Source organism: Candidatus Caldatribacterium sp. SIUC1 (assembly GCF_051549785.1).
Classification (GTDB): domain Bacteria; phylum Atribacterota; class Atribacteria; order Atribacterales; family Caldatribacteriaceae; genus Caldatribacterium.
Genome location: NZ_CP189974.1, coordinates 1,238,657 through 1,258,947 on the forward strand (window position 1 = coordinate 1,238,657; position 20,291 = coordinate 1,258,947).

The window sequence follows — 20,291 nt, forward strand, 5'->3', positions numbered from 1 at the left end:
GTGGAGAAACTCCTTTTGAGTCACACCGGATACGAGGTGAAGGAGGCTCGGATTCTCAGGACCTCCCGCCTCACCGAAAAGGACAAACTCTTTGAGCTTTCCCTGGTTGATGGAGAAATTCTCGATTTTGAGCCGGGGCAGTTTGTAGAGGTTTCGCTCCTTGGCGTGGGTGAAGCTCCAATATCCCTTTGCTCTTCGCCCACAAAGCGCCAGAGTTTTGAACTCTGTGTCCGGGCGGTGGGCCGGTTGACTACTGCCTTGCACCGTCTTGAAGCGGGGGATGTGGTGGGTATCCGGGGTCCTTTTGGGGTTGGATTCCCTATCACCAGGCTCATCGGACACGACCTTTTGCTCATTGCCGGAGGTATAGGCATTGCCCCCCTTCGTTCCCTCATCAACTACGTCATGGACAACCGGCGCGATTTTGGCAGGGTTCATGTGCTTTTTGGCTGCAAAGACCCTCAGAATCTCCTCTTCCGGGACGAAATCGAACTGTGGCAGCGGCGAATGGACGTGGGTTTCCAGTGTACGGTGGACCGTGCAGACCCCGACTGGAAGGGCAACGTGGGCATGGTAACGGCCCTTATTCCAGGGGTGGATATCAATCCCGAGGAGACCTTTGCGGTCATGGTAGGGCCCCCAGTGATGTACCGTTTCGTAATTACCGAACTCCTCAAGAAGGGCGTTCCCGAGGATCAGCTTGTTCTTTCCCTTGAACGCCATATGAAGTGCGGTCTTGGGAAGTGCGGGCATTGCCAGATTCACGACATCTACTGCTGTCAGGATGGCCCGGTGTTCTTTTACGAGAAAATCAAGGATCTCAAAGGGGCGATATGATGAAGGCGCCGAAAGTTGCCTTTTTCGATTTCACCTGCTGCGAGGGATGTCAGCTTCAGGTGACCAATCTCGGGGAAGAGCTCCTCGAGCTCCTCAAGTTCCTGGATCTTGTGGAATTTCGGGAAACCATGAGCGAGCGGTGGGATGGGATCTACGATATTGCCGTCATTGAAGGGAGCATCACCACTCCTCACGATGTTGAGCGGATTCGAAGGATTCGCCAGCGCTCCAGAACGCTCATTGCCTATGGGTCCTGTGCCACAATCGGCGGGGTCAACGGCATGAAGAATGCCTTTGACCTTGAGGAGATTCTTCAGTACGTCTACGGGGAGGGGGCAAGGTTTTTCACCACCCTTCCCACCCGTCCGGTGCATGAAGTCGTTCCTGTGGAGTACTTTGTCCATGGGTGTCCTGTGTACCAGCCTGAGTTCCTCGAAGTACTTAAGTGTGCTCTCCTTGGGATTCCCTATCACGTGCCGGATGTGGCTGTTTGTGTGGAATGCAAGTTCAACGAGAACGTCTGTTTCTACGAGCGAGGTCTCACCTGTCTTGGTCCCATTACCCGGGCAGGGTGCAACTCCTGGTGCATCAACAATGGCAACATCTGCTATGGATGCCGGGGGATGGTTTCCAATCCCAATGAACGGGGATTCCTCGAGGTGCTTGAGCGTTACGGTGTCCGTGTGGAGTTTCTGGTCCGGCGGATGGACATGTACAACGCCTGTCGAATCCTGAAAGGAGCGGGGAAAAGGCATGGGGAAGAGCATACGCGTTGACGTTGAGTACCTCACCCGGGTTGAGGGGCACGGGAACATTGTGGTGGATGTTCGGGACGGAACGCTTAGAGAGTGCCGCCTGGAGATTATCGAATCGCCGAGGTTTTTCGAGGGAATGCTCCGAGGACGGTCCATTTTTGAGGCCCAACACATCACCTCTCGAATCTGCGGTATCTGTGCCTGTGCCCATTCCCTGGCCTCCATTCAAGCAGCGGAAGAGGCCATCGGTTTTGTCCCCAGTGAGCAAACGGTGAAGCTGCGGAAGTTCCTCCTTGATATTGAAATTCTCGATAGCCACATCCTCCACATCTACTTCCTCGTTGCCCCGGATCTTCTTGGCGCGAAGAGCTTTGTCCCCCTTGTGGAGACCCACAATGCGGTGGTTCGGAGAGCGCTGCGCCTTAAAAAGACCTGTAACGATGTCTGTGATATCCTCGTGGGCCGCCATGTCCATCCCATAAGCTGTACGGTGGGCGGATTCACGAAGCTTCCCCGTCCTGGGGACCTTGAGAAGATGCGGAGCCTCCTCCTTGGGATGGTTCCCGACCTTGAGGCTACGGTCGACCTCGTTCGAGGATTCCGCTTTCCTGAATTCGAGCGGGAAACAGAGTACGTGGCCTTGGTTTCTGATGACGACGAGTATCCGCTCCTTATGGGGGATATCGGTTCAACCGATGGGGTCCGCCTTCCCAAAAAAGAGTACAGGAAAATCACCAATGAATTCGTGGTTCCCCACTCGACGGCCAAGCACACCCGCCTGAGCCGTGACTCCTACATGGTTGGGGCCCTGGCCCGTCTGAACCTGAACTACTCTAAGCTCCATCCCAGAGCGAAGGAAATAGCGGACCTTTTTGGCATGAACCGAAAGGTTACGAACCCCTATCTGAACACCGTTGCCCAGCTTGTGGAGTGTTTCCACTGTCTCTACCATGCGGTGGATATCGTGGAAGAGTTTCTCAAAACGGGCCTCAACTACGACGAGGAAATTGTGGTAGGGCTGAATGAGAAACAGCGCATCCCCGTTCGGGCTGGGAGCGGTGTTGGGGCGGTAGAGGCACCCCGGGGGACGCTCTACCACCACTACGAGGTTGACGACCACGGTCGCATTGTGCATGCTAACTGCGTCATCCCCACCGGACAGAACCTCCGGAACATCGAGTACGACATGCGGAAGCTCGTTCCGGAAATCCTTGACCAAAGCGAGGAAGAAATCCAGCTTGCCCTTGAGATGCTCGTGCGGGCGTATGACCCCTGCATTTCCTGTTCTACCCATTTCCTCAATGTTACCTTTGTTGGACGCGACAATCCGGAGGGCTCTTGAGCCCTCTTTAAAGGGGAAAACGGTTATTGTCACCGTTGGGAATCCTCTCCGGAGAGACGATGGGGTGGGAGTGTACATTGGGGAGAGGCTTGCCCCGATTCTCCCTCCCTGTTTTCGCCTCATTCAGGCAGGTTTTGCTCCGGAGCGGTTCATCGACGATATTTTGAGCGAACGACCGGCAAAGGTCATCTTTATCGACGCTGCCTCCTTTGGCGGTGTTCCGGGGGAAATCCGCGTACTGACAGAAGAAGAAGTCGTTTCGGTCACGCTTAGCACCCATACGTTTCCCCTCCCGGTGGTTGCAAGGATTGTGGCCGATGAAACAGGGTGTGAGGTTGTCTTTGTAGGGATTCAGCCTGAAGACGTTTCCTTTGGGGAAGGATTGAGTGAAGCGGTGGAACGCGCCGCCTCTACCATTGTGGCGTACCTTGGGGGGTTACATTATGCATGAACTCCGGCTAGTTCGAGAGGTTTTCGAGGATCTCCTCCGTCGGGGGGAGGCGGAGGGCCTGCAGAGGATTACCCGGGTGCACCTCCGGATGGGGGGCTTCACTGAGATCGACCCGGAGGTTCTCAGGTATCTCTTTGCCGAGGAGTCCCGGGGGACGATCCTTGAGGGGGCTGAGCTTGTCATAGAATACAGTCCGTTGAGGGAGCTGCGTCTCCTCTCCTTTGAGGGGGAGTAGTCGCTTTGTGCTACGCCATTCCAGGACGGGTTGTTGCCCTTGACGGGCGTGTAGCCACGGTGGAGTACTTTGGTGAACGGAGGCAGGCGTACAACGAGTTTCCCTCCCTCAGGGTAGGGGATTTTGTCTACGCCCAGGGAGGGTTTGTGATCAAAGTTGTTCCGCCTGAGGAAGCACAGGAAATCCTTGCCGTCTGGAAGGAAACCTTTTTCGAGCTCCAGGAAGTGGACCTTCGCCTTGCGCGGCTTGAGGTGGGAAGGGAAGGAGTGGAACGACGAGTTCTCCGCATTCTTGACAAAGCCCTTGAGGAACGTCCGCTCTCGAAAAAAGAGCTCCTTGCGCTTCTTGGTCTTCAGTCTCCCAGAGAGCGGGGGTTGCTCTCCAAAGTGGCCAATTTCCTCCGGAGGAAGTACCACGGCAACGCCACGTGTGTCCACGGAATTCTCGAAATCTCGAACTTCTGCTTTCGCAACTGTGCCTACTGTGGCCTTTCGACCCACAATGGTTCTCTTTTGCGGTATCGCATGAGCGATGAGGAGGTTCTTGAGGCAGTACGTGAGGCTGTGGAGGTCTACGGGTTCCAGGCACTTGTGCTCCAGAGCGGGGAGGATCCGGGACGTTCGGTTGAGGAACTTGCAGAACTTGTGCGGGAAATTAAGAGGCGCCATGCCGTCCTTATCTTTGTTAGTTTCGGAGAAATTGGTCTTGAAGGGCTTGAGGTGCTCTACGAGGCCGGGGCGAGGGGGATTTTGCTCCGCTTTGAGACAAGTAACGCAGAGTTGTACGAGAAACTGCACCCAGGGTACAACCTTTCACACCGCCTTGCCCACCTTGAGAGGGCCCTGGAGCTCGGGTACCTCGTGGCCACAGGGGGACTCATCGGACTTCCAGGACAGAAGCTCTCTGATATCCTTGAGGACATTCTCCTTACGAAAGCGCTTTCGGCAGAGATGTACAGCTTCGGGCCGTTCCTGCCCCACCCGGCAACTCCCCTGGCGTTTTCCGCTCCTCCCCCCTCCTTCCTCGTGCTCAACACCCTGGCAGTGGCCCGGCTTGTGGACCCTAAAAACGCCAAAATCCTCATCACCACAGCCTTTGAGACCCTGGATCCTCAGGCTCGCAGGATGGGCCTTCTTTCTGGGGCGAACTCGCTGATGCTGAACGTCACACCTCTTAGGTTCCGGCCACATTACGCTCTGTATCCTGGAAGAGCCCACGGAGAAGAAACCATACAGGAGCAGATTGCGCAGACGCTTCACCTTCTCCGGTTTCTTGGGCGAGCGCCTATGGACCTTGGGGTTTAGGGTCCTGGTGCTCTTCGAGGATATCGATGAAGGCTTCGACGATCCGGGGGTCAAACTGTGTGCCGCTACAGCGCCGGAGTTCCTCGATGGCCTCTTTCTTGGTCCTTGCCCTCCGGTAAGGGCGGCCCGTCACCATCACGTCATAGGCGTCGCAGATAGCGATGATGCGCGAGAGGAGGGGAATGTCCTCTCCCCGAAGCCCCCGGGGGTATCCGGTACCATCGAAGCGTTCGTGGTGGAAGAGGATGTAGTTGGCGATTGAAGAGAGCTCCCAAATGGACTGGGTGATGCGGAAGCCCACCTCCGGATGCTTTTTCACGATGGCCCATTCTTCCTCGTCCAGTGGACCAGGCTTTTCCAGAATATTCTGAGGAATGGCGATTTTTCCGATATCGTGGAATTCGGCAAGGAGGCTCAGCTCGTCAAGCTCCCTCTGGGAGAGTCCAAGGGCCTTTCCAAGGCGAAGGGCCAGTTCCCGAATGCGCTGGGAGTGTTCCTCGGTTTCCTGAGTGACCGCCCGGAGTGATGCCCGGAAGGCCTGGAGAACCTGGTTGTGGAAGCTCAGGCTTTCGGTGAGCTTGCGCTGGTACATCCAGTTTTCGGCAATACGCAGGACCTCGTCAAGGGGCTGGTTCGGGTCGGTCTTGGTGCCGTAACCTAAAGAGATACTCAGCGGAATGGATGCCACCGCAGTCCTTTTGAACTCTTCCTGGATACGTTCCCCAAGCGCCTGAACTTCAGCACTTGAGGTCCGGGGAAGGAGCACCACGAACTCGTCTCCCCCCAGACGGGCCACCACACCCCGGTCCTTGCAGACTCCTTCGAGAATGCGTGCGGCCTGGCGCAGGAACTCGTCCCCCATGGCATGGCCAAAGGTGTCGTTCACCAACTTCAAACCGTTCAGGTCCCCCATGATGACGCTTAAGGGGAGGTTCTCGGGGGTGTCAAGGCGGTTCATTTCCTGCTCGAAGAACGTCCGGTTATAAAGACCCGTGAGGGTGTCGTGGAAGGTAAGGTAGCGGATGCGGTCTTCGGCGAGTTTTCGTTCCGTGAGGTCCAAAAGGAGCACAAGGAGTGCCTCTTCCTCGCGGTACCGTATGGGCGTGAAGCGGGCCAGAACCCATTTGGTTCTCTGGCCCTTTGTCGTCAGGGTGAATTCCGCTTCAAAGGGGAGTGTCTTTGTTCTTTCGCGCCACCGCGAAAGCAGTGCGGTACCCTCGGGGGAAATCTCTGACCAGAGTTCGTCGGTGAGCTCTGTCGCCCGGTATCCGGTGAGGGCCTCGAAGAAGGGGTTGACGTAGACCCACCCGGTGTGCGTGCGGATGAGGGTGGCCACGGGGAGGGACTCGGCGAGGGTCCGGAACTGCTCTTCGCTTTCCTGCAGCACTCGCTGAGCTTCTTCCCGAATGGCCTCAAGGTCGAGGCTGTAGAGGGCAAAGGAGAGGTCCTGGGAGAGCTCAAGAAAAAGCGTTTCTTCTTCCTCATCGTCCAGAGAGGACAGAGAACAAGCTGCGACGATTCCCCCGTAGAGGTGTTCCCCCCACCTGAGAGGGGCGACGAAAAGCCCTTCACCCGGACGGGAAAGGAGCGGGGCAGTGGGGTCGGTTGGGAGAATCTTTCTGACCCTGTCCTGTGGGTGCTCGGGGTTTTTCAGGATTTGCTCTAAGACAGCGCTGAATGCGCCGAGGTGTTCCTCAGAAAACCCCAAAGCGGTGACAGAGGGTTTCTCTGTACCGAAAAGCACCACACCCGCCCCAGTGTACCCGCATCCTTCGACGAGTTCCCGGCATATTCCCTGGACGAGGCGTTCCCGATTCTTCTCCCGGACGATGAGCTGGTTCACGTTCCGGACGGCTTTCAACACCCGGTTTAAGTGGAGGAGACGAGCCTCCCGGCGCTTGTCCTCTGTGATGTCAAGGCACACCGCAAGGCCGGCGAACCGACCCCGGTAGCGGATGGTGGAGCCACGGACCAGGATCCAGCGTTCTTCCCCGTCTTTGCGGAAGATTTTCACCTCGTACTGGGCCTCCCCTTCCTCTCCGCGCTGCCTTCTGGCAACGTTTGCCCGTACCCGTTCCACAAAGTCCGGGTGGACGAGAGCCTCAACAGGAAGCGTCAGGAGCTCTTCTTGAGAGTACCCCGTGATTCGCTCGGCTTCCTCGTTGCACCAGACGTAGCGACCGTCCTGGTAAATGAGGATGGCTGCCGGAGCAAGGCGGGTGAGGGTCCGGAACTTGCGTTCGCTCTCCCGCAGGGCGTCTTCAGCTTGAATTCTCTCGGTGACGTCCTTCACGTACTCGATAACGCCAAGAATGGTCCCGTCTCTGTCCCGGTAGGGGTAAGCGGTGAGCTCAAGCCACCCTTTGATTTCTCCTGCTTTCGTGTAAGGGACAACATGGGTCACCCGTTTCCCGCTTTCCATGGCAGGAATGGTGGGGCAGAAAAAGCAGGGGGAGGTGCGACCATGGTACGCCTCGTAGCACTTTTTCCCCACAAGGGGCATCACGTGCTCATAGAGTCGTTCCATGAAGGAGTTCACCCGGAGGATGGTGAAGTTCCGGTCAAGGACAGAAAGGCCATCCTGGATGCTTTCGAAGACGTCGTTCAGGAACTGCCGTTCCCGTTCCAGAGCTTCCTCTTTTGCCTTGAGCTCGGTGATGTCTCTGGAAATCCCCACAATGCCGGTGATTTCCCCTTTTTCGTTCCGGAGAGGAATTTTGGTGGTGAGGACCCAGCTTGTCCGGCCATCGGGCCAGGTTTCAAGTTCTACCTTCCCCACGATGGGTTCACCAGTTTCCATGATACGCTGCTCATCGGCATAGGCTTCCTGGGCGTGGGGTGGGGAGAAGAAGTCAAAATCGGTTTTGCCCAGAAGGTCCTCTACTCGCTCAAGGCCGAAGTAGCTTGCCAGGGATTTGCTTCCTCCGGTGAAGCGGCTTTGCCGGTCCTTGAAGTAGAGGCGGTCTGGGATGTACTCCATGAGGAACTCGAGGAGGCGTTCCTGCACTTTTACCCTTTGGGTGAGAACGCGTTCCTCGAAAAAGAGGAACATAACCCCAAAAAAGAGCGTGGCAATGCCCCCAAGAAGGAGCAGGAGGAAGAGGGATGGGAAGGTTTCCATGAGCCTTGCGTGGAGGAGCACGGCAACGCCAAGAAGGAGGAACCCGAAGGCCAGTGCCCCGTATCCCCGTCCTTTCCTTCCAAGAAAAGCCCGAAGAATCTCAACCACGGTTCTCACCCCAGGGGGTTTTCCCTGGTTGCAGGGGGCACTGGTTGCACGCTTCAGGACGGGCGAGGGCGCTCACCCGGTAGTCGATTGCAAGTCGCGAGTTGAGCCAGCGGAGGAAGAGGAACGATCCCCCCAGGCTTCCGAAAAGCCCAAAAAGCGCAAGAGCTTGTCGAGCAAAGAGTGCTGAAAGCAGCAGGTACACACCTAAGGCGAGGAGAATGGGGAAAAGGTACAGGAAGAAGGCAATGGAGAGGGCTACAGTATCCCGTATTTCAACGAAAACCGTATCCCCTGGGTGGGCGTGGGCATCGTTTCGCGCCCGCACCGTGTAGAAGTCGCTTCCAGAGTCGTCGACGAAGGGAGAGCTCAAAGGGCACCTTTCTCCTCCACATCCCGAGCGTTTCTCCACACGAACCAGAGCGTATTCACCTTCAGTGTGCAAAACCTTCCCCATCTGTCTCATGGGCCTTCCCTTCCATTTTACATCAAAACGCCTCTTCAGGGACAACCTGCTCTCTGAGGAGGGCTTTCAGGAGCTTTGCGATATCCGTATTGCTTCGGGCGTTCTGGAAAACCTGAGAGCTCTCTCCCCAGGCGTACAGCGGCACAGGGCAAGCGGTGTGTCCCGTGGTGGCCCAGGAAAGGCCTTCTCGCTCGGCAAGCAGCCGAGCCAACCTTATCCAGAGGGCGTTGCCGTTTCCCCGAAGGAGGAACTCTTGGGAGGCTGCAGAGAGTTCCTCTTCAAGGCCCTGCAGGGTTTCCTCACCCCATGTGGAAGTGAAAAGCGCAAAGAGGGCTTCTTCTTTCTTGGGAGTGGTTCTGAGTTTTGCCAGAAATCGCTCGTAGGAGAAGGCCTGTGGAGGAATTCTGGGGAAGGGGTTTTCCCTGAACGTGAGGCCACCGGTGTCGTGGTCGGAAGTCACAAGAATCAGGGTTTCTCCTAAATGTGCTTTCCCAAAGGAGAGAGCAACGCGGATGGCGGCTTCAAAATCCTCAACTTCGGCAAGGGACGAGGCGATGTCGTTTGCGTGGTTGCACCAGTCGATGCGTCCACCCTCCACCACGAGGAAGAATCCGGAAGAATCCTGCAAGAGCTCTATGGCCTTCTGGGTGGAAGAGGCAAGACTCAATGCAGGGTCCTTCCGGTCAATGGCGAAGGTGAAGGGGAGGAGGGCAATGACCGGAAGGGAAGCAGGTTTAAGCGAAAAGAAAGCGGCAGGGCTCTGGATAACCCTGTACCCTCTCTTTCGGGCTAAAGCAAGAACCCTTTCCCGCGCTGCTTCACCTGAGCTTGTGATCCCACTTCCCACAAAAAGGTCAAAGCCAGACTCCACGAGTTGCTGCGCAATGTCGTCGTAGGATTTTCGGGATGGAACGTGGGCGTAGAAGGCTGCGGGAGTAGCGTCGTTTACGGCGACATTGGTGACGATGCCAACCTGGAATCCCTGGTTTTTCGCCGCCTCGGCAACGCTCTCAAGGGGACGGCCCTGGCTGTCCACGCCCAGCACGCCCTGGGGAACCTTCACTCCGCAGGCGATGCTTGTGGCTGCGGAGGCCGAGTCTGGGATGCCACCCTGTGCGGTCCGATTGTCCAGAAAGACCTGAATGGGGAAATCCACAAAGGCGGGGACACGCCCTCTGGCTGCAGCCAGAGCCATATACAGGTCGATTTCTTCCTGGCCCAATCCGTCGGCGATGAAGAGGAAGACGTACCGTGGCAGCGCGTCCCCCAGGGAAGGGAGAAAAAGGGCCAGGAGGAGCAGGAACAGGAGAACGTACCGCCCCATCAGAGTCGTGAGGCCACCTTTTCTCCCCGATCCAGGCGGGCGATGGCTTCGTGCTCGTCTTGAGTGAGGGAGAAATCGAAGATTTCAAGATTTTCCCGCTGGTGCTTCGCGTCTTTCGCTTTGGGAATAGCCACCACCATGTCCTGCTCGATGAGCCAGCGAAGGACGACTTGAGGGACGGTCTTTCCGTACTTTCTGGCAATGTCCTGGAGAAGAGGATCCCCAAAGAGCCGGCCCCGGGCAAGGGGGGAATATGCGGTGAGAATAACACGGTGTTTCTGGCAGTACTCAAGGAGGGGTTTCTGGGAGAGATAAGGATGGTACTCCACCTGGTCGGTGAGGATGGGAAGGGTGGTGAGCGTCCGGGCTTTCTCAAGGAAAGCCACGTCGAAGTTGCTTACCCCGATGAAGCGAACCTTCCCCTCTTCGTGCAGCTTCTCCATGGCCCTGAGGCTCTCCTCAAGGGGGACGGCCTCACTGGGCCAGTGGATGAGGTAGAGGTCGACGTAGTCGGTGCTGAGCTTTCGCAAGCTCTCTTCGCAGGAACGAATGAGGTCCTGGAAACGCAGGTGGGTGTACCAGACTTTGGTGGTGAGGAAAATGTCCTCCCGGGAAACCCCCGAATCCCGGATGGCCCGCCCAACCTCTCTTTCGTTGTCGTAGAATTCGGCGGTGTCGATGTGCCGGTATCCCAGAGAGAGTGCACTGAAGACCGCCCGGTATCCCTCGTCGCCCCGCAGGTCCCAGGTGCCAAGGCCAATAACCGGGACCTTTGCCCCATGGAGTTCGATGTACTGCATGGTTTCACCCCCAGAGCTCTTCTGCCTATCATTGTACCTCATTTTTCCCGGCGCAGAGCAGGCTCTGGAGTATTCTGTGGAGCGTTCTCCGTCTCCCTCTGGGGAACGGTCGGCTTTTCCTCCACAAGGGTGCAGGCGATGATGGCCCGGTATTGACTCCCGCTGAGGTGGTTTTCCCGGATCCGAATGGCCATGGTCTTCCTCCCTTCCATCCTTGATGTTCGGCAGAAGCAAGGAAAAGTTTAGGGGTGGGAATAGAAAAAAGCAGGCCGTGGTTTTTGGCTAAAAAGCCCAAAGAAGGGAGGATGTCCAGGTGAGCAAAATTCCCCACAAGATGACCCAGGCCAATATGGAGAATGCCTATGCTGGGGAGTCCCAGGCCCACATGCGGTACCTCATTTTCTCCGAGGTGGCGGAAAGAGAAGGGAAGCCCAACATCGCTCGACTCTTCCGGGCCATAGCCTATGCGGAGCAGGTCCATGCCACAAACCACTACCGGGCTTTAGGCAACGTCAACGACACGGTAGCGAACCTCGACATGGCCATTGCGGGAGAGACTTTTGAGGTGGAGGAAATGTACCCGGTGTACCACGAGGTGGCGAAGTTCCAGGGAGAGAGGGAATCCGAGAAAAGTACGCATTATGCCCTGGAAGCAGAGAAAATCCACGCCAAGATGTACCAGAAAGCCAAGGAAGCGGCACTGCAGGGGAAGGATATGGAACTCGGTGTGGTGTCCATCTGTCCTGTCTGCGGCTACACGGTGGAAGGAGAGGTCCCGGAGTTCTGCCCCATCTGTGGTACGCCTAAGGCGTCGTTCAAGAGCTTCTGAGGAGGTGGCGTCCATGGCCTTTGAGAACCTCTTTCAGTCGGCAGACTGGAAGCAAGAAAAGCACGTCCCGGTCCTTGAGGGGCCGGAAGTGGTGAAGAGAGGGGAAGTCGCGGTCTTCCAGGTGACCGTGGGCAAGGAAATCCCCCATCCCAATACCACCGAGCATCACATCCGGTGGATTGAACTCTACTTCGCCCCGGAGGGAGAGAAATTCCCGTACCAGCTGGGGAGGGTGGAGTTCGCCGCTCATGGCGAGAGCGTTGCGGGGGCCAACCAGGGTCCTGCGCACACCGAGCCCCGGGCACTCTTTGCTGTGAGACTCGACCGTTCTGGGGTACTCTACGCTACGTCGTACTGTAACATTCATGGCCTCTGGAGGAGTGAAAAAGCAGTAACTGTTGAGTGAGGCAAGGCCCCGGAGCAATCCGGGGCCTTGGAGTTCCCATGAGCCCCAAGAGAGATAGCTCCCACCACACCCTGTTGTCGCTTTCTCTTGGCATTGCCCTGAACACCGGGATTTTTGTGGCTGAGGTTGTGGGAGGGCTCCTCTCGGGGAGCCTGGCCCTCCTTTCGGATGCCCTGCACAATCTCACGGATATTTTTTCCCTTTTCACCGCCTTTTTCGCCCTGCGTCTTGCCTCGCGGGCTCAAACGCCCGGGAAAACTTATGGCTACCGGAGGGCGGAGATCCTTGCGGCGTTCGTGAACACACTGCTCCTTTTTGGGGTAGCAGCTTATCTTGTGCGGGAGGCTGCAGAACGTTTCTTTCATCCTTCACCTCTTTGGTTCCAGCTGGCCCTTCCGGTTGCCGTTGTGGGGCTTCTGGGCAACTTTGGTTCTGTCGTTCTTCTCTTTTCCTCTTCCCGAGAGAGCCTCAGTATCCGAAGCGCCTTTGTGCACCTTGTGGCCGATACCCTTGCCTCCTGCGTGGTGGTTTTAGGGGTTGGGATGGCCGGGTACCTGGGGTGGATGTGGCTTGACCCCCTCGTGGGCCTAGGGGTGGCGGTCTTTGTTCTGCGGGAGGCCTTTCCGCTTTTTGGGAAGACCATCCACATCCTCATGCAGGGGGCTCCACCACGCGTTCGGCCAGAGGTCCTCAAAAAACGCCTTGAAACCGTTGCGGGAGTGGAGAACGTCCATCACCTTCACCTCTGGTCGCTGAACGAAAGGGAACACTACGCAGAATTCCACGTGGTGACGACCTATGGGACCTTGAAGGAAGTGGACAAACTGCGGCAGGAAATCGCTGCAATCCTCCGGGAGGAGTTCGACATCCACCACAGCACCATCCAGTTCGAATGCCAGTTATGTGGCAGCGGGGACCTCATTGTTCAGGAGTGAGAGACTCGGTTTCCTGCAGAATCTTCTGTACCTCCTCTTCTGTGGTTCGGAGTTTCTGTCGCAAGAACTGACAAAGAAACGAAGCCCGCCTCACCTTTTCCACAAGGAGGTCAATATCGACCATGCCGTCCTCGAGCTCCTGAACGATGGCCTGGAGTTCTGCCAGAGCCTCCCGATAGGTGAGATGCTCAGAGGGACCCACGGGTTGTCACCTCGCTTTGCACCTTTCCGTCCCAAAACCTCGTCTCTAAAATGTCTCCAGGGGCGCACTCCTCTGCGCTCTTCACGATTTTCCCCTGCCTTAAAGTCAGGGTGTACCCTCGTCTGAGGATGCTGTAGGGGTCAAGAAGCGCCACGGCTTGAGTGATGTGCTCTAAAGAAGCAGCGTGGGCGAGGAACGTCGCCTTCAAGGCGCTACCCAGCTTCTGCCAGGTCCTCAAAAACGCATCGCCGTTTTTCTCCAGGGTACGACGTGCGCACTCTTTGAGCCTCCATCGAAGCTGCATGGTCGTTTCCTGCACGTCTTTAAGAGCATTCCGGCTGCGTCGCTCAAGATGTGCAGAAAGCATGGTGAGTGTGATTTTCTGGTCCTGGAGAAGATGTGTCACAGCGCCTTTGAGCGCAAGGTACGCCGCAAGGACGAGTTCGTCAAATGCTCGCATGCGCTCGATGAGGAAATCCGCAACGGCTGTTGGGGTTTTCAGAGAATGATACGCCACGGCGTCGAGAACAGTTTCGTCTCTCTGGTGCCCGATACCCACAAGAACAGGAAGAGGAAAAGTAGCAACGGCCTTCCCCAGGATGTAGCTATCAAACCAGTGAAGGTCTGACTGGGCCCCACCGCCCCGGAGAATGACGAGGACGTCAAAGTCCTTCGCTCGTCTTCGGACTTCCTCAAGGGCCGAAAGGAGGGTGAGTTCGGCTTCTTCTCCCTGGACGAAAGCAGGGAAAAGCTCAACCCGGAACCGGAAGCCGTAGGGGTTTTCCTGAAGGTGGGCGAGGAAATCCCCAAAACCTGCAGCGTGAGGGGAGGAGAGAACAGCCAGACGCTGGGGGACGGGGGGGAAGGGGAGAGAACGGTTCCTCTCCAGATACCCTTCCTGGGCGAGGCGAGAGAGCACCTCCTTTTTGTGGCGCATCATTGCTCCCAGGGAATACTGGGGGTCGATGTCCCGGATGTCCAGGGAGAGGCCGTACACCGGGTGGAAACGAACCCTGACGAGGGCGAGAATTTCCATGCCCTTTGCCAGGGTCCTGCCGGTTGCGGCGGAGAACGATGAGAGCACCGAGGAGAAAGAGGCCCAAATGGTTCCCCTCGCCCGAGCCCGGAGTTCCTGATTGTGCTTTTCCACAAGCTCCAGGTAACAGTGACCAGTCTGATCAAACCGAAGGTCGGCGATTTCCGCCACAACCCAGAGAGGAGCGGCAAAACACGCTTCCAGGGTTTCGCCAATCATCTCCAGAAGCTCTGAGAGCGAGAAAACCATACCCCGTTCCATGTGTACCCCCTTTCCATTGTACCAGAAGGGGAGGAACATTCCTCTTCTCGATAGAAGAATCCTCCGGTATACTAAAGGGAAAAACCACCAAGGGAGGTTGCGTGGACATGGGCAAAGGCGATCACCGGACACGACGGGGAAAAATCTTCATGGGGACCTATGGGAAGGCGCGGCCTCGGAAGAAGAAAAAGAAAGAGAAGGAGGCCGCCTGAAGAGTGGTATAATGGGGGGTATCCTGAGAGGAAGGGGGATGAGGAATGCGACTTCAAGAGGTTGTAGTGGGGGCTCTTCTTGCGACTCTGGTTCTGGGGATTTTTGGGTGTGGTCCTTCCGGTGGACCGGCAACTTCCCCCTCTCCAGGACCAGGACAGACCCAGGCGCCAGAAATTCTCAAGGCGGAGATTGTGGGGGTACGGGTGCTCTCAAGCGGTGGTGCTGTGCAACCCAACCAGGACGTCGTTTTTACCGGTCGGGGGCCGGCCAACGTCGAGATTCGAGTGTACCAGGGAGGAAGTCTCCTGGACACCACTTCAACCAGCGCTACAGGAGAGTTCACCTTTACCTGGAATTCGGGATCCACGGAAGGGACGTTTCTCCTCGAGTTTGCTGCCAAGGACCCGGTGCTTGCGGAAAGCCCCAGGGTTTCCTTCACCCTGGTGGTTGATGGCACTCCACCTGAGCTGTCCAGCGTCACCGCCCGGGCCAGTACTCCTTCTGGTGGTACCCCACCCAGGGTTACCGTGGTCTTCAGCGAACCCATTGTGGTGAACGATATGGTCCTTTTCACCCTTCCTCTGGGAGGGTTCTGGACGGTGAGCGTCACCGGGTCGTCGGTGTTCATTCCCACGAGCATCCAGCTTGCCGCTGATAGAAAAACCGTGACCATCACCGGGAATGCCGTTTCTCAGCTTGTTGCTGGGGATAGCATTATCGTGGGTTTTGCCCCTGCAGGTCCACTTGTGGTGACCGATGAGGCAGGAAACGCCTGCGTAAGCCCAACAGTAGTTTCGGGTACGGTTGCACCGTGACTTCCCAGGGAGGTGTGACCTCCCCTCAGCGTTTCTGTCCCCATTCTCCGCGCACGCAGCGGCAGAAACCGTGGAAGTTAGCGCACACCCCGCCCATGAGGGAAAAAAGGCCCCAGAAAAGCGGGCGGGCGAGAATGTGGGAGAGGACGGGGCGGGAAACAGGGAGAAGGTATACTCCCCAGGTGATGAGCAAGCACCCAAGGGTAATGCAGGTATGGCCAAAAAGAAGGAGAGCTGCTTGGTTTTTCGTCGCACCCACGGGACTTTTCCCTCCTTTTTGCCGGTATTGTAGAGGAAAGAAAGGAAGGAGGGAAGACTGGTGAGAGGGAACTTCCGGTGGGATCAGGAAGTGCTTGCAGGAGTTGCCCTCTTTTTAGAGATTTTCCCTCTTCTCTTTGTGATTGCGGGGCTTCTTGAGGGTGCAGGAGTACCCTCTCCTCTTTTTGCGGTGATTCTCGTGTCTGCTTTTGGGACGCTCTGTTTCAGCCTCGTCATGGACCTGCCCTTTGTGGTGATTCCAGGGCTCAACCTTGTGATGTTCTATGCTTTTGCTTTGTGTGGGGAACTGCGACTTCCCTGGAAGGTGGCCCTGGGGACATTTTTCCTTGGAAGCCTTGTAGCGTTTCTTGCCGCTTCCGTTCCGGGATGGAACCGCTTCTTCCACAGGCTCTCGCCCAACTTTCGTTTTGCCCTTTCGGGAAGCCTTGGTCTTCTGCTCCTTTTCCGGGGGCTTCTGGAATCGAGGATTCTCGTTCTCCAGGAGTCAGGGTGGTTTGGGTTTGGGGACCTCACCCATCCCCGGGTCCTGGCGGTGTTCCTCGGCCTTTTCGTGGTCTCAGTGGGATACGGTATCCGCCTGAAGGGGGCCACATGCTTTGGAGTGCTCGCCACGCTGGGTTTTTCTCTGTGGAGGGATTTATGGTCCTTCGGGATGGGGGGAAATCCTCCCACACTTTCTCCCTCCCTGCTGTTTGCCCTGGATGTTCCCAGAGCACTGCAGTATGGGACTGTCGGCCTTGCCGGTGTGGTTTCCGTGTTCGTCTTTTTTGAGACCTTTGGGTCCTTGGGCGGGTACCTCATGCGTTTGAGCACCCTTGGAGTGCAGGGGAATGTTACCAGGTTCTCCCGGGGGCTTCTTCTGGGTACCCTGATGGCCGTTTTCGGGCTCCTCTTTGGGGTCCCCGGGCTTTTTCCGGCGCCAGAAAGCGTCATCGGGATGGCGGAACGGGGACGACGAGGGCTTGCCGGAGTAGTGTGCGGGGTCTTCCTGCTTCTGAGCCTTTTCGCAGTGCCGTATTGTTCCGGTCTTCCCTCCTTCTTTGCCGTTCCGGCCCTCTTTCTTGGGGGAATTTTCGCCCTGGAACCCTTAAGTCGCGTGGATTTTGTGGATGCGTCTGAGGGCATTCCCGCTGCTCTGCTCCTCGGAATGACTCTGGGGACTTTGTCTTTTGCAGGAGGGATGGCCTTTGGGATTCCGGGTCTTGCTCTCCTTGGACTTTCCCTGAAAAGGGGCCGGGGGATACATCCAGCAGCGTACCTCCTCTCGGCAGTACTGCTCTGGTGGCTTCTTGTCCGGTGAGGGCTGGGAGGAAATTCGCAGGAGTGTATTGCAAAGGGGGTGGGAAATGACTATACTTCATGCGGACCTCGCAGAGAGGTACTTCCTGGGAATCGGGTGATTGTGCATACATGGGAAAGAGATTGCGGGTTCTCGAAGAGCGGGCATTTCCACTGGGCGAAGAGCAGATTGAAGAGCTGACCAGCCAGTTTGGTACCCCTCTCCTCATCCTTTTGAGGGAACGCATTGTCAGGAACTACCGGGCGTTTCAGCGCTTCCTCCCGGGAGTGGAGGTTTTCTACGCGGTGAAAGCTAACCCTCACCCTTCGGTGGTTGGCCTTCTGGCTTCTTTGGGTTCTTCTTTCGATGTGGCCTCGCAACAGGAAATTGCCCTGGTGACGAGTTTTGGTGTCGCTCCGGAGCGGATGATTTTCGCCAATACCGTTAAGCGCCGGGAGGGTATTCTCTACGCCCGGAGGGTTGGGGTTTCGCTCATGACGTACGACAACGAGGAGGAGCTGAAAAAGATTCAGCGGTACTACCCCGAGGCGAGGCTTGTTCTTCGCCTGAAAACCCCTTCCAATGGGAGTCGCATCGACCTCTCGTACAAGTTCGGTGCCGAGCCGGAGGAGGCCCTAGAGCTCCTTTTGAGGGCTCAGGACATGGGGCTCGCCCCCGTGGGCTTGAGCTTCCATGTGGGGTCGCCCTGCCACAATCCTAAAACGTACGCCACGGCACTCCATATTGTGGAGGAGGTCCTTTTGAAGGCCCAGGCACGGGGTCTTTTCCTTACCCTCATCGATATCGGTGGGGGATTCCCTCTCTACACCTATTCGAGTGAGGGAGGGCCGGCGAGTCTTGAGATTGTGAGTGAAGTTGTGTATCCACTTCTTGAACCTTTTCTCTCCCGGGGTTTTCGGGTTATTGCAGAGCCAGGCCGGAGCATTGTGGGGAATGCAGGAGTACTCGTCACCCGGGTGATCGGGAAAGCGGTGCGTTCAGGGAGAATCTGGTACTACCTGGATGATGGGCTCTATGGAACCTTTTCGGCCATTCCCTTTGATAAGGCTCGCTTTTCCTTCTACGCTCTGAAAGAGAGTGACCAGGAAGTCCTCTGCACCCTTGCTGGGCCGACTTGTGATTCGCTGGATGTTGTGGCCGAGGACGTTACGCTTCCTCCTCTTGAGGTTGACGACCTTGTGGTGGTCCCGGATATCGGAGCGTACTCCTGGGCTTCGGCGACAACGTTCAACGGTTTCGACAAGCCCCAGGTGGTCATGGTGTAGTGTGCTATAATGGGAAGGGGAGGTAAAGGCATGCTCTACATCGAGCAGCTCAGGGTGGCCGTTGGCGATACGCTGATTCTCGATGGCGTGAACCTCGAGATCCAAGAAGGAGAAGTTCATGTCCTCCTTGGTCCCAATGGAGCGGGGAAAACGACGCTCCTCATGGCCATCATGGGGATGCCAGGGTACAGGATTGTTGGAGGGCGGATCTTCTTCCAGGGGAAGGACATCACAAACCTCGATGTGGAAGAGCGAGCCAGAATGGGTATTGGCATGGCCTTTCAGAAAATGCCCACCATAAGCGGCATTACGCTGCGGACGCTTGGTCGCCTGGTGCTTGAAAAGCGAGGCTTGACCGATGCCCTCGAGGAGACGGCGTCGCGGGTAAACTGCCTCTACCTCCTTGATCGGGAGGTGGGTAAGGGCTTTTCCGGTGGAGAGATGAAGAGGGCCGAGCTTTTCCAGCTCCTTCTGCAGCGCCCTCTCTTCTCCATGGTGGACGAGCCGGAATCGGGGGTTGACCTGGACAGCATTGCCCTCGTGGGTCGGGCTCTCCGAGAACTCTTTGAGCGGGATCAGGTACGGACAAAAAAACGGTCTGGTCTCATCATCACCCACACGGGGTATATTCTTGAGTACCTCAATGCCGATCGGGGGCATGTGCTCATGAACGGCCGAATTGTTTGCAGCGGCAATCCCCGTGACCTTTTCGCCGACATCAAGGAACGAGGGTACCAGGAATGTGCGAGGTGCGAGCGATGAAGGTTCAGGAGGAGTACCTGCGAGACCTGAGGGAACGCGCGGAGAAGGCGCTGGCAAAAAGAGCCTCTCTGGGACCGGATATCGACCTCTCTCAGTTCTACCTCTGTTCCCCCCGGGAACGGGTTGAGGATGTCCGGGAGATTGAGGACCAGCTGAGAGAAGCAGCGCTCTACGCGGGGGTGGAGCTTGAGGGAGAGAAGGCCGCTACGTACCTCCAGGTGGACCGCTCAGCGGTGTACGAGCGGGTGCAGCGGGCGTTTCAGGGGAAGCTTGAGATTATGAGCTCTCAGGAGGCTCTGCGGAAGTACCCGGAGCTTTTAGAGTACTGGTGGGGTCTTGTTCCCGTCGATGCCGACAAGTACACGGCCTTTGCCGAGCTCTGCCCAACAGAGGGGTACTTCATCAGGGTGTTCGCCCACACAAAGGTAGAAATCCCCCTTCAAGCCTGCCTTTTGATGTCAGAAAGGGCACGGGTGCAGAGTGTCCACAATATCGTCATTCTTGAAGAAGGGGCTGAGGCAAATCTCATCACTGGGTGTGCCTCGGTGCGGGGAAACGAGAGCGGGGTCCATATCGGGGTGAGCGAGTTCTACCTTGGGGATAACGCCCGCCTCACCTTCACCATGGTACACAACTGGGGAGAGGCCTTCCATGTCCGTCCCCGAACTGCGGCAAGACTGGGGAAGAACGCCTTTTTCAGCAGTACCTACGTACTTTTGAAGCCCTTGGCTTCCATTCAGGCTTTCCCTCAGGTTTTCCTTGAGGGCGAAGGAGCGCAAGCGACGTTTCAGAACATCGTCTTTGCCAAGGGGAACTCCTATATTGACCTTGGGTCCACCCTTCTTCTAAAGAACCAGGGTTGTCGGGGAAGCTCTATTTCCCGGGTGTGCGCAACAGACGAAGCGCAGGTTTTCGCCCGTGGCCGGCTCATTGCCTACCACGATGAGGTTCAGGCTCACCTGGAGTGCAAGGGTATGCTCTTTTCTCCCAGAGCCCAGATTGTCTCTGTGCCGGAGCTTGAGGTGTACGGAGCCCCCAGGGCCCGGCTGTCCCACGAGGCAGCGGTGGGTCCTTTTGAAGAGGAAGCGGTGAATTACCTCAGGGCAAGGGGATTGAAAAGGGAAGAAGCTCTGTCGCTGCTTACCCAGGGATTTCTGAACCTTGACCTTCCTGGTCTTCCTGAGGCGCTTCGGCGGTACATCGAGGAAATCATCCGGGTGACATCCCGGGATGTGTTATAGGGGTGCA

General features: G+C 56.9%; 23 protein-coding genes. 15 read left to right on the plus strand and 8 right to left on the minus strand.

The genetic code is table 11. From position 1 onward, the window contains the following. Genes ACP6EK_RS06475 through ACP6EK_RS06500 form a run of 6 tightly spaced genes read left to right on the plus strand, consistent with a single transcriptional unit; the run spans nucleotide 1 to nucleotide 4,924 of the window. Nucleotides 1–837 carry an FAD/NAD(P)-binding protein gene (locus ACP6EK_RS06475; RefSeq protein WP_438314308.1) on the plus strand — a complete coding sequence of 279 codons (837 nt, stop codon included), beginning with the start codon at nucleotides 1–3 and terminating at the stop codon, nucleotides 835–837. Further along, entirely contained in the window at nucleotides 834–1,613 is a 780-nt protein-coding gene (locus ACP6EK_RS06480; RefSeq protein ID WP_438314311.1) for a cytochrome B, read from the plus strand. The genes ACP6EK_RS06475 and ACP6EK_RS06480 overlap by 4 nt, the downstream gene beginning before the upstream one ends. Beyond that, a complete protein-coding gene (locus ACP6EK_RS06485) occupies nucleotides 1,591–2,934 on the plus strand; it encodes a Ni/Fe hydrogenase subunit alpha (RefSeq protein WP_438314313.1) in 1,344 nt (447 codons plus the stop codon). The genes ACP6EK_RS06480 and ACP6EK_RS06485 overlap by 23 nt, the downstream gene beginning before the upstream one ends. Beyond that, entirely contained in the window at nucleotides 2,906–3,385 is a 480-nt protein-coding gene (locus tag ACP6EK_RS06490) for a hydrogenase 3 maturation endopeptidase HyCI (RefSeq protein ID WP_438314316.1), read from the plus strand. The genes ACP6EK_RS06485 and ACP6EK_RS06490 overlap by 29 nt, the downstream gene beginning before the upstream one ends. Continuing rightward, complete coding sequence (locus tag ACP6EK_RS06495) at nucleotides 3,378–3,620, plus strand: hydrogenase/urease maturation nickel metallochaperone HypA (RefSeq protein WP_438314319.1); 243 nt, start codon at nucleotides 3,378–3,380, stop codon at nucleotides 3,618–3,620. Before ACP6EK_RS06490 ends, ACP6EK_RS06495 begins: the two co-directional genes overlap by 8 nt. Nucleotides 3,621–3,625: 5 nt before the next feature. Further along, on the plus strand, nucleotides 3,626–4,924 hold the full coding sequence (locus ACP6EK_RS06500) for a radical SAM protein (protein ID WP_438314321.1): 1,299 nt from the start codon (nucleotides 3,626–3,628) through the stop codon (nucleotides 4,922–4,924). On the opposite strand, the gene ACP6EK_RS06505 is transcribed toward ACP6EK_RS06500, so the two are convergent. Genes ACP6EK_RS06505 through ACP6EK_RS06525 form a run of 5 tightly spaced genes read right to left on the minus strand, consistent with a single transcriptional unit; the run spans nucleotide 4,905 to nucleotide 10,934 of the window. After that, nucleotides 4,905–8,153 (minus strand): PAS domain S-box protein, encoded by a 3,249-nt coding sequence (locus tag ACP6EK_RS06505; protein ID WP_438314324.1) that lies wholly within the window; start codon nucleotides 8,151–8,153, stop codon nucleotides 4,905–4,907. The genes ACP6EK_RS06500 and ACP6EK_RS06505 overlap by 20 nt on opposite strands. Beyond that, on the minus strand, nucleotides 8,146–8,616 hold the full coding sequence (locus tag ACP6EK_RS06510; RefSeq protein WP_438314326.1) for a SoxR reducing system RseC family protein: 471 nt from the start codon (nucleotides 8,614–8,616) through the stop codon (nucleotides 8,146–8,148). Before ACP6EK_RS06510 ends, ACP6EK_RS06505 begins: the two co-directional genes overlap by 8 nt. Before the next feature lie 22 nt (nucleotides 8,617–8,638). Continuing rightward, entirely contained in the window at nucleotides 8,639–9,940 is a 1,302-nt protein-coding gene (locus ACP6EK_RS06515) for an alkaline phosphatase (RefSeq protein WP_438314329.1), read from the minus strand. After that, nucleotides 9,940–10,740 (minus strand): aldo/keto reductase, encoded by an 801-nt coding sequence (locus ACP6EK_RS06520; protein WP_438314332.1) that lies wholly within the window; start codon nucleotides 10,738–10,740, stop codon nucleotides 9,940–9,942. Before ACP6EK_RS06520 ends, ACP6EK_RS06515 begins: the two co-directional genes overlap by 1 nt. Nucleotides 10,741–10,778: 38 nt before the next feature. Continuing rightward, nucleotides 10,779–10,934: a hypothetical protein gene (locus ACP6EK_RS06525; protein ID WP_438314334.1), complete on the minus strand. Its 156-nt coding sequence runs from the start codon at nucleotides 10,932–10,934 to the stop codon at nucleotides 10,779–10,781. A 140-nt stretch (nucleotides 10,935–11,074) separates the two neighbouring features. Here ACP6EK_RS06525 and ACP6EK_RS06530 point away from each other — a divergent pair, with 140 nt between their 5' ends. From ACP6EK_RS06530 to ACP6EK_RS06540, 3 genes are read left to right on the plus strand one after another with little or no spacing between them, the layout of a single operon-like run. After that, nucleotides 11,075–11,569 carry a rubrerythrin family protein gene (locus ACP6EK_RS06530; RefSeq protein WP_438318919.1) on the plus strand — a complete coding sequence of 165 codons (495 nt, stop codon included), beginning with the start codon at nucleotides 11,075–11,077 and terminating at the stop codon, nucleotides 11,567–11,569. A 13-nt stretch (nucleotides 11,570–11,582) separates the two neighbouring features. Continuing rightward, on the plus strand, nucleotides 11,583–11,975 hold the full coding sequence (locus ACP6EK_RS06535) for a class II SORL domain-containing protein (RefSeq protein ID WP_438314337.1): 393 nt from the start codon (nucleotides 11,583–11,585) through the stop codon (nucleotides 11,973–11,975). Between the two features lie 38 nt (nucleotides 11,976–12,013). Further along, nucleotides 12,014–12,910: a cation diffusion facilitator family transporter gene (locus tag ACP6EK_RS06540; protein ID WP_438314339.1), complete on the plus strand. Its 897-nt coding sequence runs from the start codon at nucleotides 12,014–12,016 to the stop codon at nucleotides 12,908–12,910. Here the strand turns inward: ACP6EK_RS06540 and xseB are convergent. After that, complete coding sequence (gene xseB, locus ACP6EK_RS06545; protein ID WP_438314342.1) at nucleotides 12,894–13,112, minus strand: exodeoxyribonuclease VII small subunit; 219 nt, start codon at nucleotides 13,110–13,112, stop codon at nucleotides 12,894–12,896. The genes ACP6EK_RS06540 and xseB overlap by 17 nt on opposite strands. Beyond that, nucleotides 13,099–14,409 carry an exodeoxyribonuclease VII large subunit gene (gene xseA / locus ACP6EK_RS06550; protein ID WP_438314345.1) on the minus strand — a complete coding sequence of 437 codons (1,311 nt, stop codon included), beginning with the start codon at nucleotides 14,407–14,409 and terminating at the stop codon, nucleotides 13,099–13,101. Before xseA ends, xseB begins: the two co-directional genes overlap by 14 nt. Nucleotides 14,410–14,516: 107 nt before the next feature. On the opposite strand from xseA, the gene ACP6EK_RS06555 reads away from it, so the two are divergent. Both ACP6EK_RS06555 and ACP6EK_RS06560 read left to right on the plus strand, forming a co-directional pair. Further along, a complete protein-coding gene (locus ACP6EK_RS06555) occupies nucleotides 14,517–14,621 on the plus strand; it encodes a 30S ribosomal protein THX (RefSeq protein WP_017890415.1) in 105 nt (34 codons plus the stop codon). A gap of 45 nt (nucleotides 14,622–14,666) precedes the next feature. After that, complete coding sequence (locus ACP6EK_RS06560; protein WP_438314347.1) at nucleotides 14,667–15,437, plus strand: hypothetical protein; 771 nt, start codon at nucleotides 14,667–14,669, stop codon at nucleotides 15,435–15,437. Between the two features lie 25 nt (nucleotides 15,438–15,462). Here ACP6EK_RS06560 and ACP6EK_RS06565 read toward each other — a convergent pair whose 3' ends face one another. Then, the gene (locus ACP6EK_RS06565) at nucleotides 15,463–15,696 is read right to left on the minus strand and encodes a hypothetical protein (RefSeq protein WP_438314350.1); all 234 of its coding nucleotides are present in this window, start codon (nucleotides 15,694–15,696) and stop codon (nucleotides 15,463–15,465) included. 60 nt (nucleotides 15,697–15,756) lie between these two features. Here ACP6EK_RS06565 and ACP6EK_RS06570 point away from each other — a divergent pair, with 60 nt between their 5' ends. The 4 genes from ACP6EK_RS06570 (at nucleotide 15,757) to ACP6EK_RS06585 (ending at nucleotide 20,284) form a co-directional block, all read left to right on the plus strand. Further along, nucleotides 15,757–17,016, plus strand: coding sequence for a hypothetical protein (locus ACP6EK_RS06570; protein ID WP_438314353.1), 1,260 nt, complete (start codon nucleotides 15,757–15,759; stop codon nucleotides 17,014–17,016). 110 nt (nucleotides 17,017–17,126) lie between these two features. After that, nucleotides 17,127–18,281 carry a type III PLP-dependent enzyme gene (locus tag ACP6EK_RS06575; RefSeq protein ID WP_438314355.1) on the plus strand — a complete coding sequence of 385 codons (1,155 nt, stop codon included), beginning with the start codon at nucleotides 17,127–17,129 and terminating at the stop codon, nucleotides 18,279–18,281. Between the two features lie 30 nt (nucleotides 18,282–18,311). Then, complete coding sequence (locus ACP6EK_RS06580; RefSeq protein ID WP_438314358.1) at nucleotides 18,312–19,043, plus strand: ABC transporter ATP-binding protein; 732 nt, start codon at nucleotides 18,312–18,314, stop codon at nucleotides 19,041–19,043. Next, the gene (locus ACP6EK_RS06585) at nucleotides 19,022–20,284 is read left to right on the plus strand and encodes a SufB/SufD family protein (protein ID WP_438314361.1); all 1,263 of its coding nucleotides are present in this window, start codon (nucleotides 19,022–19,024) and stop codon (nucleotides 20,282–20,284) included. Before ACP6EK_RS06580 ends, ACP6EK_RS06585 begins: the two co-directional genes overlap by 22 nt. Nucleotides 20,285–20,291: the final 7 nt, after the last annotated feature.

Bases quoted from the DNA above. Each gene is read 5' to 3' on its own strand.
- ACP6EK_RS06480 (WP_438314311.1), top strand. From the start codon at position 834: ATGATGAAGGCGCCGAAAGTTGCCTTTTTCGATTTCACCTGCTGCGAG.
- ACP6EK_RS06485 (WP_438314313.1), top strand. From the start codon at position 1,591: ATGGGGAAGAGCATACGCGTTGACGTTGAGTACCTCACCCGGGTTGAG.
- ACP6EK_RS06495 (WP_438314319.1), top strand. From the start codon at position 3,378: ATGCATGAACTCCGGCTAGTTCGAGAGGTTTTCGAGGATCTCCTCCGT.
- ACP6EK_RS06510 (WP_438314326.1), bottom strand. From the start codon at position 8,616: ATGAGACAGATGGGGAAGGTTTTGCACACTGAAGGTGAATACGCTCTG.
- ACP6EK_RS06515 (WP_438314329.1), bottom strand. From the start codon at position 9,940: ATGGGGCGGTACGTTCTCCTGTTCCTGCTCCTCCTGGCCCTTTTTCTC.
- ACP6EK_RS06520 (WP_438314332.1), bottom strand. From the start codon at position 10,740: ATGCAGTACATCGAACTCCATGGGGCAAAGGTCCCGGTTATTGGCCTT.
- ACP6EK_RS06525 (WP_438314334.1), bottom strand. From the start codon at position 10,934: ATGGCCATTCGGATCCGGGAAAACCACCTCAGCGGGAGTCAATACCGG.
- ACP6EK_RS06530 (WP_438318919.1), top strand. From the start codon at position 11,075: ATGACCCAGGCCAATATGGAGAATGCCTATGCTGGGGAGTCCCAGGCC.
- ACP6EK_RS06535 (WP_438314337.1), top strand. From the start codon at position 11,583: ATGGCCTTTGAGAACCTCTTTCAGTCGGCAGACTGGAAGCAAGAAAAG.
- ACP6EK_RS06540 (WP_438314339.1), top strand. From the start codon at position 12,014: ATGAGCCCCAAGAGAGATAGCTCCCACCACACCCTGTTGTCGCTTTCT.
- xseA (WP_438314345.1), bottom strand. From the start codon at position 14,409: ATGGAACGGGGTATGGTTTTCTCGCTCTCAGAGCTTCTGGAGATGATT.
- ACP6EK_RS06555 (WP_017890415.1), top strand. From the start codon at position 14,517: ATGGGCAAAGGCGATCACCGGACACGACGGGGAAAAATCTTCATGGGG.
- ACP6EK_RS06560 (WP_438314347.1), top strand. From the start codon at position 14,667: ATGCGACTTCAAGAGGTTGTAGTGGGGGCTCTTCTTGCGACTCTGGTT.
- ACP6EK_RS06575 (WP_438314355.1), top strand. From the start codon at position 17,127: ATGGGAAAGAGATTGCGGGTTCTCGAAGAGCGGGCATTTCCACTGGGC.
- ACP6EK_RS06580 (WP_438314358.1), top strand. From the start codon at position 18,312: ATGCTCTACATCGAGCAGCTCAGGGTGGCCGTTGGCGATACGCTGATT.
- ACP6EK_RS06585 (WP_438314361.1), top strand. From the start codon at position 19,022: ATGTGCGAGGTGCGAGCGATGAAGGTTCAGGAGGAGTACCTGCGAGAC.